Annotated in this window: 17 protein-coding genes; 5 read left to right on the top strand and 12 right to left on the bottom strand. The window is 63.8% G+C overall.

Annotation, left to right across the window (positions count from 1 at the left end; all coding sequences use genetic code 11):
* On the top strand, positions 1 to 618 hold the full coding sequence (locus AC04PH_RS10590; RefSeq protein WP_483065709.1) for a GIN domain-containing protein: 618 nt from the start codon (positions 1 to 3) through the stop codon (positions 616 to 618).
* Positions 619 to 674: 56 nt separating this feature from the next.
* Here the strand turns inward: AC04PH_RS10590 and AC04PH_RS10585 are convergent, their stop codons facing one another.
* The 7 genes from AC04PH_RS10585 to AC04PH_RS10555 all read right to left on the bottom strand — a co-directional run bounded on the left by AC04PH_RS10585 (position 675) and on the right by AC04PH_RS10555 (position 6,640).
* On the bottom strand, positions 675 to 1,064 hold the full coding sequence (locus tag AC04PH_RS10585) for a hypothetical protein (protein WP_483065708.1): 390 nt from the start codon (positions 1,062 to 1,064) through the stop codon (positions 675 to 677).
* On the bottom strand, positions 1,061 to 1,930 hold the full coding sequence (mmsB, locus tag AC04PH_RS10580) for a 3-hydroxyisobutyrate dehydrogenase (protein WP_483066184.1): 870 nt from the start codon (positions 1,928 to 1,930) through the stop codon (positions 1,061 to 1,063). The genes AC04PH_RS10585 and mmsB overlap by 4 nt, the downstream gene beginning before the upstream one ends.
* Positions 1,931 to 1,932: 2 nt before the next feature.
* Positions 1,933 to 2,970, bottom strand: coding sequence for an enoyl-CoA hydratase/isomerase family protein (locus AC04PH_RS10575; RefSeq protein WP_483065707.1), 1,038 nt, complete (start codon positions 2,968 to 2,970; stop codon positions 1,933 to 1,935).
* Complete coding sequence (locus AC04PH_RS10570; RefSeq protein WP_483065706.1) at positions 2,967 to 4,106, bottom strand: acyl-CoA dehydrogenase family protein; 1,140 nt, start codon at positions 4,104 to 4,106, stop codon at positions 2,967 to 2,969. Before AC04PH_RS10570 ends, AC04PH_RS10575 begins: the two co-directional genes overlap by 4 nt.
* 113 nt (positions 4,107 to 4,219) lie before the next feature.
* The gene (locus AC04PH_RS10565) at positions 4,220 to 4,567 is read right to left on the bottom strand and encodes a cupredoxin domain-containing protein (protein WP_483065705.1); all 348 of its coding nucleotides are present in this window, start codon (positions 4,565 to 4,567) and stop codon (positions 4,220 to 4,222) included.
* Between the two features lie 85 nt (positions 4,568 to 4,652).
* A complete protein-coding gene (locus tag AC04PH_RS10560) occupies positions 4,653 to 5,069 on the bottom strand; it encodes a hypothetical protein (protein ID WP_483065704.1) in 417 nt (138 codons plus the stop codon).
* A 71-nt stretch (positions 5,070 to 5,140) separates the two neighbouring features.
* Positions 5,141 to 6,640: a CoA-acylating methylmalonate-semialdehyde dehydrogenase gene (locus AC04PH_RS10555; RefSeq protein WP_483065703.1), complete on the bottom strand. Its 1,500-nt coding sequence runs from the start codon at positions 6,638 to 6,640 to the stop codon at positions 5,141 to 5,143.
* Between the two features lie 162 nt (positions 6,641 to 6,802).
* Here AC04PH_RS10555 and AC04PH_RS10550 point away from each other — a divergent pair, with 162 nt between their 5' ends.
* Both AC04PH_RS10550 and coaD read left to right on the top strand, forming a co-directional pair.
* On the top strand, positions 6,803 to 7,237 hold the full coding sequence (locus tag AC04PH_RS10550; protein ID WP_483065702.1) for a CBS domain-containing protein: 435 nt from the start codon (positions 6,803 to 6,805) through the stop codon (positions 7,235 to 7,237).
* A gap of 75 nt (positions 7,238 to 7,312) precedes the next feature.
* Positions 7,313 to 7,807, top strand: a complete 495-nt coding sequence (gene coaD, locus AC04PH_RS10545; RefSeq protein ID WP_483065701.1) for a pantetheine-phosphate adenylyltransferase — start codon at positions 7,313 to 7,315, stop codon at positions 7,805 to 7,807.
* 57 nt (positions 7,808 to 7,864) lie between these two features.
* Here the strand turns inward: coaD and AC04PH_RS10540 are convergent, their stop codons facing one another.
* The 4 genes from AC04PH_RS10540 to AC04PH_RS10525 all read right to left on the bottom strand — a co-directional run bounded on the left by AC04PH_RS10540 (position 7,865) and on the right by AC04PH_RS10525 (position 9,654).
* On the bottom strand, positions 7,865 to 8,023 hold the full coding sequence (locus AC04PH_RS10540) for a hypothetical protein (RefSeq protein WP_483065700.1): 159 nt from the start codon (positions 8,021 to 8,023) through the stop codon (positions 7,865 to 7,867).
* 43 nt (positions 8,024 to 8,066) lie between these two features.
* Positions 8,067 to 8,225 (bottom strand): hypothetical protein, encoded by a 159-nt coding sequence (locus tag AC04PH_RS10535; protein WP_483065699.1) that lies wholly within the window; start codon positions 8,223 to 8,225, stop codon positions 8,067 to 8,069.
* Positions 8,226 to 8,411: 186 nt separating this feature from the next.
* Positions 8,412 to 9,413, bottom strand: coding sequence for a type I glyceraldehyde-3-phosphate dehydrogenase (gene gap, locus AC04PH_RS10530; protein WP_483065698.1), 1,002 nt, complete (start codon positions 9,411 to 9,413; stop codon positions 8,412 to 8,414).
* A gap of 97 nt (positions 9,414 to 9,510) precedes the next feature.
* The gene (locus AC04PH_RS10525; RefSeq protein ID WP_483065697.1) at positions 9,511 to 9,654 is read right to left on the bottom strand and encodes a hypothetical protein; all 144 of its coding nucleotides are present in this window, start codon (positions 9,652 to 9,654) and stop codon (positions 9,511 to 9,513) included.
* 211 nt (positions 9,655 to 9,865) lie between these two features.
* Here AC04PH_RS10525 and AC04PH_RS10520 point away from each other — a divergent pair, with 211 nt between their 5' ends.
* Positions 9,866 to 10,732 carry a HupA family protein gene (locus AC04PH_RS10520; protein WP_483065696.1) on the top strand — a complete coding sequence of 289 codons (867 nt, stop codon included), beginning with the start codon at positions 9,866 to 9,868 and terminating at the stop codon, positions 10,730 to 10,732.
* A gap of 16 nt (positions 10,733 to 10,748) precedes the next feature.
* Here the strand turns inward: AC04PH_RS10520 and gap (AC04PH_RS10515) are convergent, their stop codons facing one another.
* Positions 10,749 to 11,750, bottom strand: a complete 1,002-nt coding sequence (gene gap, locus AC04PH_RS10515; RefSeq protein ID WP_483065695.1) for a type I glyceraldehyde-3-phosphate dehydrogenase — start codon at positions 11,748 to 11,750, stop codon at positions 10,749 to 10,751.
* Positions 11,751 to 11,950: 200 nt separating this feature from the next.
* Between gap (AC04PH_RS10515) and AC04PH_RS10510 the strand changes: the two genes are divergently transcribed.
* The gene (locus tag AC04PH_RS10510; RefSeq protein ID WP_483065694.1) at positions 11,951 to 12,313 is read left to right on the top strand and encodes a DoxX family protein; all 363 of its coding nucleotides are present in this window, start codon (positions 11,951 to 11,953) and stop codon (positions 12,311 to 12,313) included.
* Positions 12,314 to 12,415: the final 102 nt, after the last annotated feature.

The raw sequence follows: 12,415 nt of genomic DNA, 5'->3' as shown, positions 1-12,415 counted from the left end.
ATGAAAAAACTGGTAGTGGCGGCGATCTGTGCCGCTTCGGTCGCGCAGGCCGAGGATCTGGTGATCGATCAGTCCGATTTCACGGCGGTGCATGTGAACGAGGATGTGACCGTCAATATCGAGATCGGGCCGGAATATTCCGTGACCGCCCGCGCGCTGGACGGCGCGGACCTGAGCAAGCTGGAAGTGAACCGCTATGCGGGCTGGCTGGTCTTCAACCGTGACACCCGCTGGTTCATCTTTCCCAACGGGCGCGAGGACCGGTTCGCGGTGACGATCACGACGCCGGTTCTGAACGAGGTGAAAGCCTTCGACGGGTCCGTGGTAACCGTGTCGGGCGACTGGTCCGACCCGATCCGGGCCGAAGCGGACGACGGTACGCTGGTCCTGAGCGACATGGCGCTGGGTGATGCGACGCTGGTGGTCAATGCGGGCGGAACGCTGACCGCATCGGGCACATGCGGAAACCTGACGCTGGCCGGCGACAGCGGCGAGATCGACGCAAGCGCGCTTGATTGCAGCGCCGCTGTCGTCGACACAGGCGCGGACGTGACATCGGCGCTGCCGTCGGGCACGCCGCTGATCGACGCGCATCCGAACGAGCCTGTCACGCAATAGCCAATGTCTACGCACGATGTCGGGCGTGGCCTAAAGGGCCGCGGCGTGATGAGACGTCAATCGAGCAGCAGGGCGGCCAGCACCGCCGCCGCGAAGACGAGCCAGAACAGTTTGCGAAACCGTGCCAGCCCTGCGGGATACGGCGCCTGCGTGACGGGATAGGGCAAGTGTACGCTGGGGTCGGTGCCGGGATTGGGGTTGATCTGCACGGTCCGGTCCGGCGTCGCGATCTCCAGCACCCGCGCCTTGATGCCGCCGGGCGTGCTGTAAAGCGTGGCCTGCGTGACATCTGCGTGAGGCAGAACCCAATCGCCGATTTCGGTGCGGTCGGCGTAGATGCGCATCTGCGTGCGACGCGCCATGCCCCAAGCGAGCGCCGGCCGCGGCGGGCCGCTGATCCTGTCCTGTGCCTTGACGAAAGCCGTGAACGACGGCGTGTCGGTCATGTGCGCCCGCGCTTGGCGAAGCGCGGCAGCATGGCGGAGAAATCGCGGCCCTTGCCGTCTTCGTCTTCCACGAATTGCGCATAGAGTTCTGTTGCCCGCGCGCCCATGGGAGTGTCTGCATCCACCGCCTCGGCCGCCATCTGCGACAGGCGCAGGTCTTTCAGCATAAGGTCGGCGGCGAAGCCCGGCTGGTAGTCGTTGTCGGCGGGCGATTGCGGGCCGACGCCGGGGGCGGGGCAGTAGGCGTTCATCGACCAGCTGTAGCCCGATGAGGTGCTGACCACGTCGAACATCGCTTGCCGGTCGAGACCCAGTTTATCGGCCAGCACGAAGGCCTCGCAGGTGGCTATCATCGTGGCACCCAGGATCATGTTGTTGCAGATTTTCGCGGCCTGCCCGTTGCCCGCATCGCCGCAATGCACGGCTTTCTGACCCATGATGTCGAACAGCGGTTTGACAGTGTCGAAGGCCTCCTGCGGGCCGCCCGCCATAAAGGTGAGGGTGCCGTTCGTCGCGCCCCCGATACCGCCGGATACGGGCGCATCGACCGCCGCCAGACCCGCCGCATGAGCTTGATCGGCCACCGCGCGGGCGCTGTCCACATCGACTGTGGAACAATCCAGATGCACGGCCCCGGTTTTCATCGCCGGGTGGATTTCGGAGGCCACGGCGCGCAGGATTTCGCCGTTGGGCAGCATCGTGATGACGACATCGACCCCGGCGGCGGCCTCTGCCGCGCTGTCGGCCATGGTCAACCCATCGGGTGCCACGGCGGTGTCGTAGCCGGTGACGGTGTGGCCCGCTTTCGAAAGGTTCGCGGCCATGGGCGCGCCCATGTTGCCCAGCCCAATAAATCCGATCTTCATGGTCATGTCTCCCATTGCAAAGCGTTCTTTCCCAAAGGGGCCGTCATGCGGGCGATATCCTCCGCCGTCACATCCTCCCAACCGGCGTGCTGCCAGTTGGGTTGTCTGTCGCGGTCGATGATCGCGGCGCGGATGCCTTCGATGAAATCGCCGTGTTCCATCGCGCGGTAGGTGAAACGGTATTCATGGTCGAGTGCTGTTTCGATGGTGGGGTCGGCGCGGACGGCATCGATGATGTCGATTGTGACGGCCATGGAGAGCGGCGCGTTTTGGGCCATGCGCTTGCGCGCCTCGGCGGTGAAATCGGTGTCTTCGGTTGCGAGACTGTCCATGATCGCGGCCAAGGTATCGCCGCTGAAGTGGCGGGCGATGTCGTCGCGCATGCCCATCAGCGGGGCGTCTGGCGGGACGATGGCGGCCTTTTGCGCGTGGGTCGCGTCGCCGGTGTCGCAAAGCTTGGCTTTCAAGGCATCCCACTGCGCTTCCGGCACGAAATGATCGGCAAACCCAGCCAGGATCGCGCCTTCTGCGTGCATGCGTGTGGCGGTGAGGCCCAGGAATTCGCCCAGATGGCCGGGGGCCTGCGCCAACAGCAGGGACCCGCCCACATCGGGGATCAACCCGATGGAACATTCGGGCATGGCGATGCGGCTGCTTTCCCCTACGATGCGGTGGCTGGCGTGGCAGCCGACACCGACACCGCCGCCCATGGTGAACCCGTGCAGGAAGCTGACGACGGGTTTGGGGGAGTGGTGCAGTTTCGCGTTCAGGCGGTATTCGTCGCGCCAGAAGCGGCGGCCATAATCAAAGTCGCCGCGCTGGCCGCTGGCGTACATCTCCGCGATGTCTCCGCCGGAGCAGAACGCTTTTTCGCCCGCACCGTCGATCAGGATGAGGTCGATCGCATCGTCGTCGCGCCAGCGGTCCAGCGCATCCTCGATGGCCGTCAGCATGTCCCAGGTCAGCGCGTTCAGCGCCTTGGGGCGGTTCAGGGTGATCCGGCCCGCGCGGCCCTCTGTGCGGATGAGGATATCGGTCATTTTGCCAGCATGTGGCGCGCGGTGATCACGCGCATGATCTCGTTCGTGCCTTCGAGGATCTGATGCACGCGCAGGTCGCGCACGATTTTCTCGATGCCGTAGTCAGCGAGGTAGCCGTAGCCGCCGTGCAGTTGCAGGCACTGGTCGGCGACCTGGCTGCCTGTTTCGGTGCAGAGCTTTTTGGCCATGGCGCAAAAGGCCGTGGCATCGGGGGCACCTGTGTCCAGTTTCCACGCGGCATGGCGCAGGAATGTGCGAGCCGATTGTAGGGCGATTTCCGCGTCGGCGAGGCGGAATTGCAACCCCTGAAACTGGTCGATGGTTTTGCCGAACGCCTTGCGTTCGCCCATGTAGGCGACGGTCTGGTCGAGTGCCGACTGCGCGGCCCCGATGGAACAGGCGGCGATGTTCAGACGCCCGCCGTCGAGCCCCTTCATCGCATATGTGAAACCGCGGCCCTCTTCGCCCAGCAGATTCGCGGCGGGAATGTTGCAATTGTCCAGCTGCACCTGCCGGGTGGGCTGCGACCGCCAGCCCATCTTGTCCTCCAGCCCGCCGAAGGACACGCCGTCGGTGCCGTCCTCGACCAAAAAGGCGCTGACGCCCTTGGGGCCGTCGTCGCCGGTGCGGGCCATGACGACATAGGCGTCCGAATAGCCGCCGCCGGAGATGAACGCCTTGGTGCCGGTGAGGCTGTAGCCCTCGTTCGTGCGTTCGGCCTTCGTCTTGAGGGCCGCCGCGTCCGACCCGCTGCCGGGTTCGGTGAGGCAGTAGGAGAGGACGGTTTCCATCGTCAGCGCGCGGGGCAGGACATCCGATTTCATCTGATCGGAGCCGAAGGTGTCGATCATCTTGGCACACATATTGTGGATCGACAGGAACGCCGCGACGGAGGCGCAGGACATCGAAAGCGCCTCGAACACCAGCGTCGCGTCGAGGCGCGAGAGGCCGGAACCGCCGCTGTCCTCGGACACGTAAAGGCCGCCGAAGCCAAGGGCGGCGAGGTCGGGCCAGAGGCTCTTGGGGATGTCGCCATCCGCTTCCCACTTGCGCGCGTGGGGGGCGATGTTGTCCGCGCCGAAATCGCGCGCCATGTCGAAAATGGCGGTCTGTTCCTCGGTCAGGGCGAAATCCATGGCGGCACCTTGGCTGAAGTGAACGGGTGTTCAATTCTTGCGCGCAGGGCCGGGATTGTCAAAAAGAAAAAGGGCCCGCCGTGGCGGACCCTTTGGGCGTGTGCCGGAGTGGATTAGCTGATCGTGATCGTGCCGCGCATGTTGGCGTGCGGGCGGCAGCGGTAGTTGATCGTGCCGGGGCCGCCGAACGTCAGGCTGGCGGACTGGCCGGGCTGCAGCAGGCCAGTGTCGAAGGCGTTGCCGCGCGATTCCCACGCGCTGTGCGCGGTGGTGTCGTTGTTGACCCAGGTGATCGTGTCACCCACCTTGATCTCGATATTGGCGGGGTTGAACGCGAAATTCTGGATCGTGACGGTATGGTTCGTGGCGTGGCCATCGGCGCGTACGGCGGTAGCGGCCAGCGGCAGGGCGGCGGAAGCGGCGGCCAGACGCAGGGCGGCGCGGCGTGTCAGTTTGGTCATGAAATTTCTCCTTGTTGTCGTGTGATACTAGCAATCACGGCGCAATCGACCAAAGAGTTTCTTACACTGAAACAATCGGGGGTTTTCAGGCGTCTGCCAGCATTGCGTCGATGCTGGTTTCCGGCTGGCCGAGCAGTTCCATCGCCTGCGCCTCTGTTTCGGCAAGAACGGGGATCACGCTGGCCACGCCCTCCCACGACCGGCGGATGGTGTCGGCCATGCGGCGCGCGGTGGTGTGCGGGGCGTAAAGCACCAGCAGCGTTTCGAACCCGCTGGGCTGGATAATATCGGCGACCTTGGCCTGCAGGTTCAGCGTGGCGACATATTCCGGCTCGAACCCGGTGACGCCGGACAGATCGACCAGATGCTTTTGCCCAGGTGCGGCATCCGGGTGGGCGTGGTAGGCGTCGAGCGTTTCCTCGCCCTGCTTGACGGTGAAAAACCCGTCGTATCGCAAGAGCAGGATGCCGCGATCCTTGAGAATCCTGAGTGAGCCGGCCATGACGCTTTCCCGGTGCAGGTTATCGGCGGAATTTCGCCGTTCGGGAAACCTGCACCGGTTTGCGTTTCAAATCAATCCATTGGCTTGAAGTTGAATTCGCCGCCTTCCTTGATGCCGGACGGCCAGCGCGACGTGACGGTCTTGGTCCGGGTGTAGAATTTGAAGGCGTCGGGGCCGTGCTGGTTGAGGTCACCGAAGACGGATTTCTTCCAGCCGCCGAAGGTGTGGTAGGCCAGCGGCACGGGGATCGGCACGTTGATGCCCACCATGCCGATGTTGATCCGGTTGGCGAAATCGCGGGCGGTGTCGCCGTCGCGGGTGAAGATTGCGGTGCCGTTGCCGTATTCGTGGTCCATCGCCATGCCGATGGCCTCTTCATAGGTTTGCGCGCGCACACAGGACAGCACGGGGCCGAAGATTTCCTTTTTGTAGATGTCCATGTCGGTCGTGACGCGATCGAAGAGGTGCGGACCGACGAAAAAGCCGTCCTCGTAGCCTTGCAGGTTGAAATCGCGCCCGTCGACGACCAATTCGGCGCCCTGATCCACGCCGGATTCGATCAGCTTGAGGATGTTGGCCTTGGCGGCGGCGGTGACGACGGGGCCGTAATCCACATCGTCGCCAGCGGTGTAGGGGCCGACTTTCAGCTTTTCGATGCGCGGCACCAGCTTTTCGACCAGCCGGTCGGCGGTTTCGTCACCCACGGGGACGGCGACGGAAATCGCCATGCAGCGTTCACCGGCGGCCCCGTAGCCCGCGCCGATCAGCGCATCAGCGGCCTGATCCATGTCGGCATCAGGCATGACGATCATGTGGTTCTTGGCGCCGCCGAAACACTGCACCCGCTTGCCGTTGGAGCAGCCGCGGCCATAAATGTATTCCGCGATGGGGGTGGAGCCGACAAAGCCGATGGACTGGATCACATCGTTGTCGAGGATCGCATCCACCGCTTCCTTGTCGCCGTTCACGACCTGGATGATGCCCTTGGGCAGGCCTGCCTCTTCCAGCAGTTCGGCGAGCATCAGCGGGACGGAGGGGTCACGCTCGGACGGTTTGAGGATGAAGGCGTTGCCGCAGACGATCGCGGGGGCGAACATCCACATCGGGATCATGGCGGGGAAGTTGAAGGGTGTGATTCCGGCACAGACTCCCAGCGGTTGCTTCATCGAATACATATCGATGCCGGGGCCGGCGCTGTCGGTATAGTCGCCCTTGAGCATCTCGGGCGCGCCGATGCAGTACTCCACGACCTCCAGCCCGCGCTGCACGTCGCCCTTGGCATCGGGAATGGTCTTGCCGTGCTCGCGGGACAGCGCCTCTGCCAGTTTGTCCATGTCGCGGTTCAAAAGGCCGACGAAGGCCATCATCACACGGGCGCGGCGCTGCGGGTTGGTCGCGGCCCATGCGGGCTGTGCGGATTGCGCGACCTGCACGGCCTGCGCCAGTTCCTCGGCGTTTGCCAGCGGCAGCTTGGCCTGCACTTCGCCCGTCGCGGGGTTGAAGACGTCGGCGAAGCGACCGGATGTGCCTTTGACGTGTGCGCCGCCGATGTAATGGGTCAGTTCCTGCATGGGGTCCTCCGTTTGCGTGTTGGCCGCACACTAGGGGCAACGCACCGCGACGAAAAGCGGCAATAGCATCCGCGGGTGCGCGGAGCCCGACCCCGTGCTTGACAGATGCCCCTTTGATTTGAGACGCTTGACCCCGTGGCGTTCATATAAAGGACCACCCCCATGATCGTATCGAAAATCCTGCAATCCAAGGACGACACCGGCGTCATCAGCGTGAAGCCGGAGGATAAGGTCAGTGCCGCGGTCAAGCTCCTGTCCGAGAAGCGCATCGGCACGGTGGTGGTGTCGAAGGACGGCGCATCGCTCGACGGGATTTTGTCGGAGCGCGATATCGTGCGCGAGATGGGCAAGCGTGGGGTGTCCTGTCTGGACGACGCGGTCAGTGCGCTGATGACGTCGAAGCTGATCACCTGCACGCCGAACGATCAGGCCGATGCGGTGCTGGAACAGATGACGGCGGGGCGTTTTCGCCACATGCCGGTGATGGACGGTGGCAAGATGATCGGGCTGATCTCCATCGGTGACGTGGTCAAGGCGCGGCTGGCCGAACTGTCGATGGAAAAAGACGCGCTGCAGGGCATGATCATGGGGCACTAAGCCCCGGCGACCCTTGCCAACCGGCGCATGATCCGCTTGCCTGCGTCCAACGTCATTCAGCACGCGAGGTCCCCGATGCGTATCGGCCTTTACCCCGGCACTTTCGACCCGCTGCACCACGGGCATATCGACATCATTCGGCGCGGCTGCACGCTGGTCGACCGGCTGGTCATCGGGGTCGCGATCAACCGCGACAAGAAGCCGTTGTTTTCGCTGGAAGAACGGGTCGCGATGGTGAAGGCGCAATGCGAACCCATCGGTGCCGAGACCGGCACGGAAATCATCGTGCATCCGTTCGAGAACCTGTTGATCAACTGCGCACGCGACGTGGGCGCGGGCGTGATCGTGCGCGGGCTGCGGGCGGTCGCGGATTTCGAATACGAATACCAGATGGTCGGCATGAACCGGTCGCTGGATGCGACGATCGAAACGGTGTTCCTGATGGCGGACGCCAAGAATCAGGCGATCGCGTCCAAGCTGGTCAAGGAAATCGCCCGGCTGGAGGGCGACGTGACGAAATTCGTGAGCCCCGCGGTCAAGGCCGCACTGCACGCCAAGCTGGGGCTTTAGACAGCAAAAAGCCGCCCCCGATGGGGCGGCTGGGTGTTTTCGCCGGGTGTGGCGGTATCAGCCGTAAACGGCGTTGTAGGCGATCTTGCCCGCGTCTTCGCGGAACAGGCCAAGGTCGAGTGCCACGTCGAGCGGCATCGCTTCGATTTCACGCTTGGTCCGCAGGTAGCTTTGGCGTTTGGCTGCGGCGATGCGCATGGTGTTCAATACAGACATATTTGCATCCTTTGCTTGAGTTGGGTCTGTGGGTTTGGTCGGCTTAGCCGTAGACGGCCTGCCGGGCGATCGTGTCGGCATCTTCGCGGAAGAAACCGCAATCCCATGCCGTTTCGCGGCGCAGGTTGAGGATTTCGCGCTTGATGCGACGGTAGTTGGCGTAGTTGGTCGCGGCGGTGCGGATGTTGGTCAGTGTGGACATTTTCATGCGTCCTTTCGGGTTGGTGTTTTGTCTCGTCTCACCACGCTATCTAGCCATCCCCCGGCGCGGCACAACGTGTGGAATTGTTGAACCCGCCATGCGAAAACTGCATGGCCCGCGTCATACTTACGCCACAAAAAAAGGCACCCCGCAGGGTGCCTTTTGCGATGTCAATGTCGGGTTGCGCTAGATCAGCTTGCCCATTGCGACGGCGGTGTCGCTCATCCGGTTGGAGAAGCCCCATTCGTTGTCGTACCAGCTCAGGATACGGACCATGTTGCCGTCCAGCACCTTGGTCTGGTCGAGGTGGAAGATCGACGAATGCGGATCGTGGTTAAAGTCAGAGCTGACCATCGGCAGGTCGGTGTAGCCCAGGATGCCCTTCATCGGGCCATCGGCGGCGGCGATGATCGCGTTATTCACCTCTTCCACCGTGGTGGATTTGCTGGCCTCAAACGTCAGGTCGACGACGGAGACGTTGGGCGTGGGCACGCGGATCGCCACGCCGTCCAGCTTGCCGTCAAGTTCCGGCAGCACGAGGCCCACAGCCTTGGCGGCCCCGGTGGAGGTCGGGATCATCGACAGGGCGGCGGCGCGGGCGCGGTAGAGATCCTTGTGCATCGTGTCCAGCGTCGGCTGGTCGCCGGTATAGCTGTGGATCGTGGTCATGAAGCCCTTGGTGATGCCCACGGCGTCGTTGAGGACCTTGGCCACGGGCGACAGGCAATTCGTCGTGCAGGAGGCGTTGGAGACAACGATGTCATCGCTGGTGAGTGTGTCGTCGTTCACGCCGTAAACGATGGTCTTGTCGGCGTTCTTGCCGGGGGCGGAGATCAGCACGCGGCTTGACCCGTTGTCCAGATGCGCCTGGCAGGCGTCCTTGCTGGTGAAGATGCCGGTGCATTCCAGCACGACATCGACCTCCGACCAGGGCAGGTCGGCGGGGTTCTTGATCGCCGTGACCTTCATCGCGCCGCGGCCCACGTCGATGCTGTCCTCGGTGGTGGTGACGGTCGCGGGGAAGCGGCCATGCACACTGTCGAAGCGCAGCAGGTGCGCGTTGGTTTCCACCGGCCCCAGATCGTTGATCGCCACGACCTCGATATCCGTGCGGCCGCTTTCGATGATGGCGCGCAGGACGTTGCGTCCGATGCGGCCGAATCCGTTGATTGCTACCTTGACTGCCATGACGTGTTCTCCAATCCGATTGGTGACGGGGCGCGCCCCGATGTTGGCGCTAACATTGCGATTTCTGGCCAAAGGTCAACCGCAGATCAAGGGATCGTCAGCGCCAGAAGGCGAGGATGTCGATGACGGCGATCAGCTTGCGCATCAGGAACGTGAGTGCGTCGAGATGCAAGACGTAGTGATCGAGCGCGAAAAAGCCGATCACGACGAGGGCGAGGAAGATGGCGACACCGTTGGTCATGCGCGGGGTGTATCGCGCGGAGGCCTATGCGCCTAGACTTGTGCTGTGCCAGACGGTCGAACGCGGCGGGGGGATGCAAAAAGCGCACGTTTCACGCGCCACGGCGGATATTTTGCGGACCGCACAGGGAATGAATTGCAGGGGTGCCGCAGCATTGATAAGGACAAGTCTGCGCTGGCGCTGTGCCACCGCTGTTCTCGGGATTTCTTCAATGAACAAGGGTTACTATTTCGCGGCGTCCCTGGTGGCCTTGTCGGCCTGTGGCGGGTCTTCGACAGGCGGGTCCGACATGCAGATGGGTGGCACGCCACCGCCCGCGCCGACGTATGTGCCGCTGGCGACGACGACCGCCGTGACCAGCGACGTGGCAGGCGTCGGATTCATCGAACGCAGTGAGCGGGTCGGCACGACGAACGTGTTCGATACCGTTTCCTCGACCTATGCGCGGGTGACCGGCACCTACGATCACAGCACCGGCACGGTGACCGCCACGGACGGCACGACCGCGGTGATGGACGGGCGCGACGATACGGCGTTTTCGGGCCGCAGCACCGCCGGTTACCGGTATTCCGGCGTCGCGTCGGATTTCCTTGCCACATTGCCGGGGGAGACCCGCGACAGCAATGATCGCGCATCCTACCGGGTGATCTTCGGCGTGCCGACGATGCAGGCGGATATGCCGGTCACCGGGACGACGCAATTCACCGGCGACGGGCTGATCGGCTATGACGGGCCGGATCTGGCTGTATCCTACCGGTCCGACGCGATCGTCGACGTCAACTTTGCCACCGGCCGTGTCGATCTTGTCATGACACCCGAGGGCGGCGTGGAGCCGGGCGATCCGTTCGACCGGTTCGAGCGGCAGAATATGTCGATCACCGGCACCGGCTTTCGCGGCGGGTTCTCGCGGTTCTCGCTTGACGGGGCTGCGGTGAACCCGACCGGGACCACACAGTCGAGTTTCGCGCAGGGCCAGTTCTTTGGCCCGGTGGCAAGCGGCGCACCGGCGGAACTGGGCGGGATGGTCCGGGTGACCGGCGATACCGCAGAGGTGACGGCAGAGTTTCTGGCCCGCTAGGTCAGTGCAGGGGCGGCTAGTGCAGCCGCCCCATCGTCGCGGCCACATCGGCCATGCGCGCCGAAAAGCCCCATTCGTTGTCGTACCAGGCCAGCACGCGCACCGTCTTGCCGCCCACGACCTTGGTTTGGTCGGGCGCGAATATGCAGCTTTGCGTGGTGTGGTTGAAGTCGATGCTCACCTTCGCCTCGTCGTCGTAGGCCATGACCATGCCCATGTAGCCGCCCGCGGCCTCGGCCACGATGGCGTTGATGTCGGCGACGCTGACGGTTTTGCCCGCCTCGAAGGTCAGATCGACGGCGGAGACGTTGGGCGTGGGGACGCGCATGGCCGTGCCGTCGAGTTTGCCCGCCAGTTCCGGCAGCACCTCGCCCAGGGCCTTGGCCGCACCGGTGGAGGTCGGGATCATCGCCATGGCGGCGGCGCGCGCACGGTAGAGGTCGTCATGCCGCCGGTCCAGCGTCGGCTGGTCGCCGGTGTAGCTGTGGATCGTCGTCATGATGCCGCGCTCGATCCCCACCGCGTCGTTCAGCACTTTGGCCAGCGGGGCAAGGCAGTTGGTGGTGCAGGATCCGTTCGAGATCAGCTTCTCAGCGGCCATCATGTCGCGGTGGTTGACGCCGTAGACCACGGTGCGGTCGACGTTCTTGGCGGGTGCGGAGATCAGCACCTTGCCCGCGCCGCGTGACAGGTGCACGCTTGCTTTATGGCCGTCGTTGAATTTGCCGGTGCATTCCAGAACGACATCGACGCCGTCCCAATCGAGCGTTTCGGGATCGTAGGTCGACATCACGTCGATGGGGCCGCGCCCAAGGTCGAGCGTGTTGTCCTTCACGGTGATCGGCGTGCCGAAGCGGCCATGCACGGAATCGTATTTCAGCAGATGGGCGTTGGTGGCGATCGGGCCGGTCGCGTTGATCTTGACCACCTGCACGTCGTTGCGCGCGGCCTCGGTGATATGGGCCAAGGTGCAGCGCCCGATGCGGCCAAAGCCGTTGATGCCGATGGTGACTGTCATGGTACTGCCCTTTCCGCTCGTGCCTGTGAGCCGGTTATAGGAAGCGCGTCTTGCCCGCACCAAGTGAAATCATATGATTTTCAATATGTTAACGATAACATGGGTTGGTGATCTTGCCGGTGGCGCTAACTGTTTGCGCCAACGGCGACATTCGCGCATCACCGGTGGGCGGATGGGCCGCACCAAAAGGGAATCAGCACATGACCAATCCGGCGCTGTTTCTGTCACGCCTGCTGATCGCGGCGCTGTTTCTGGGCGGGGCGGTGCAGAAGGCAGCGGCTCCCGCCGGGGCGATGGGATTGCTCACGGCGCTGGGGTTGCCCGAATGGCTGATCTGGCCCGCACTGGCGTTCAACGCCGTGGCGGGGCTGGCGCTTGTGGCGGGCGTTGCGGTGCCACTGACGGCCACGCTGCTGGCAGGCTATTGCGCAGTCACCAGCGTGTTTCATTACATCCCGGACGATCCGTGGCAGATGACGATCTTCGTCAAAAACTGGGCGATCGCGGGCGGTTGTCTGGCGCTTGCGGTGGCGGGGTCGGGGGCGTGGCGGGTGCGGGTTTGAAGGATTCGCGAGCAAATCCGCAACGTCCGCGTCTTGCGCGACGGGCGGTGCCGAACCGCGGGGTGGCGCTATAAGCGCCGCCCCGGGGGGGGGCGGTTCGGC

Source organism: Yoonia sp. KMU-150, from assembly GCF_056858355.1.
This window is presented reverse-complemented; position numbering and strand designations above follow the sequence as displayed.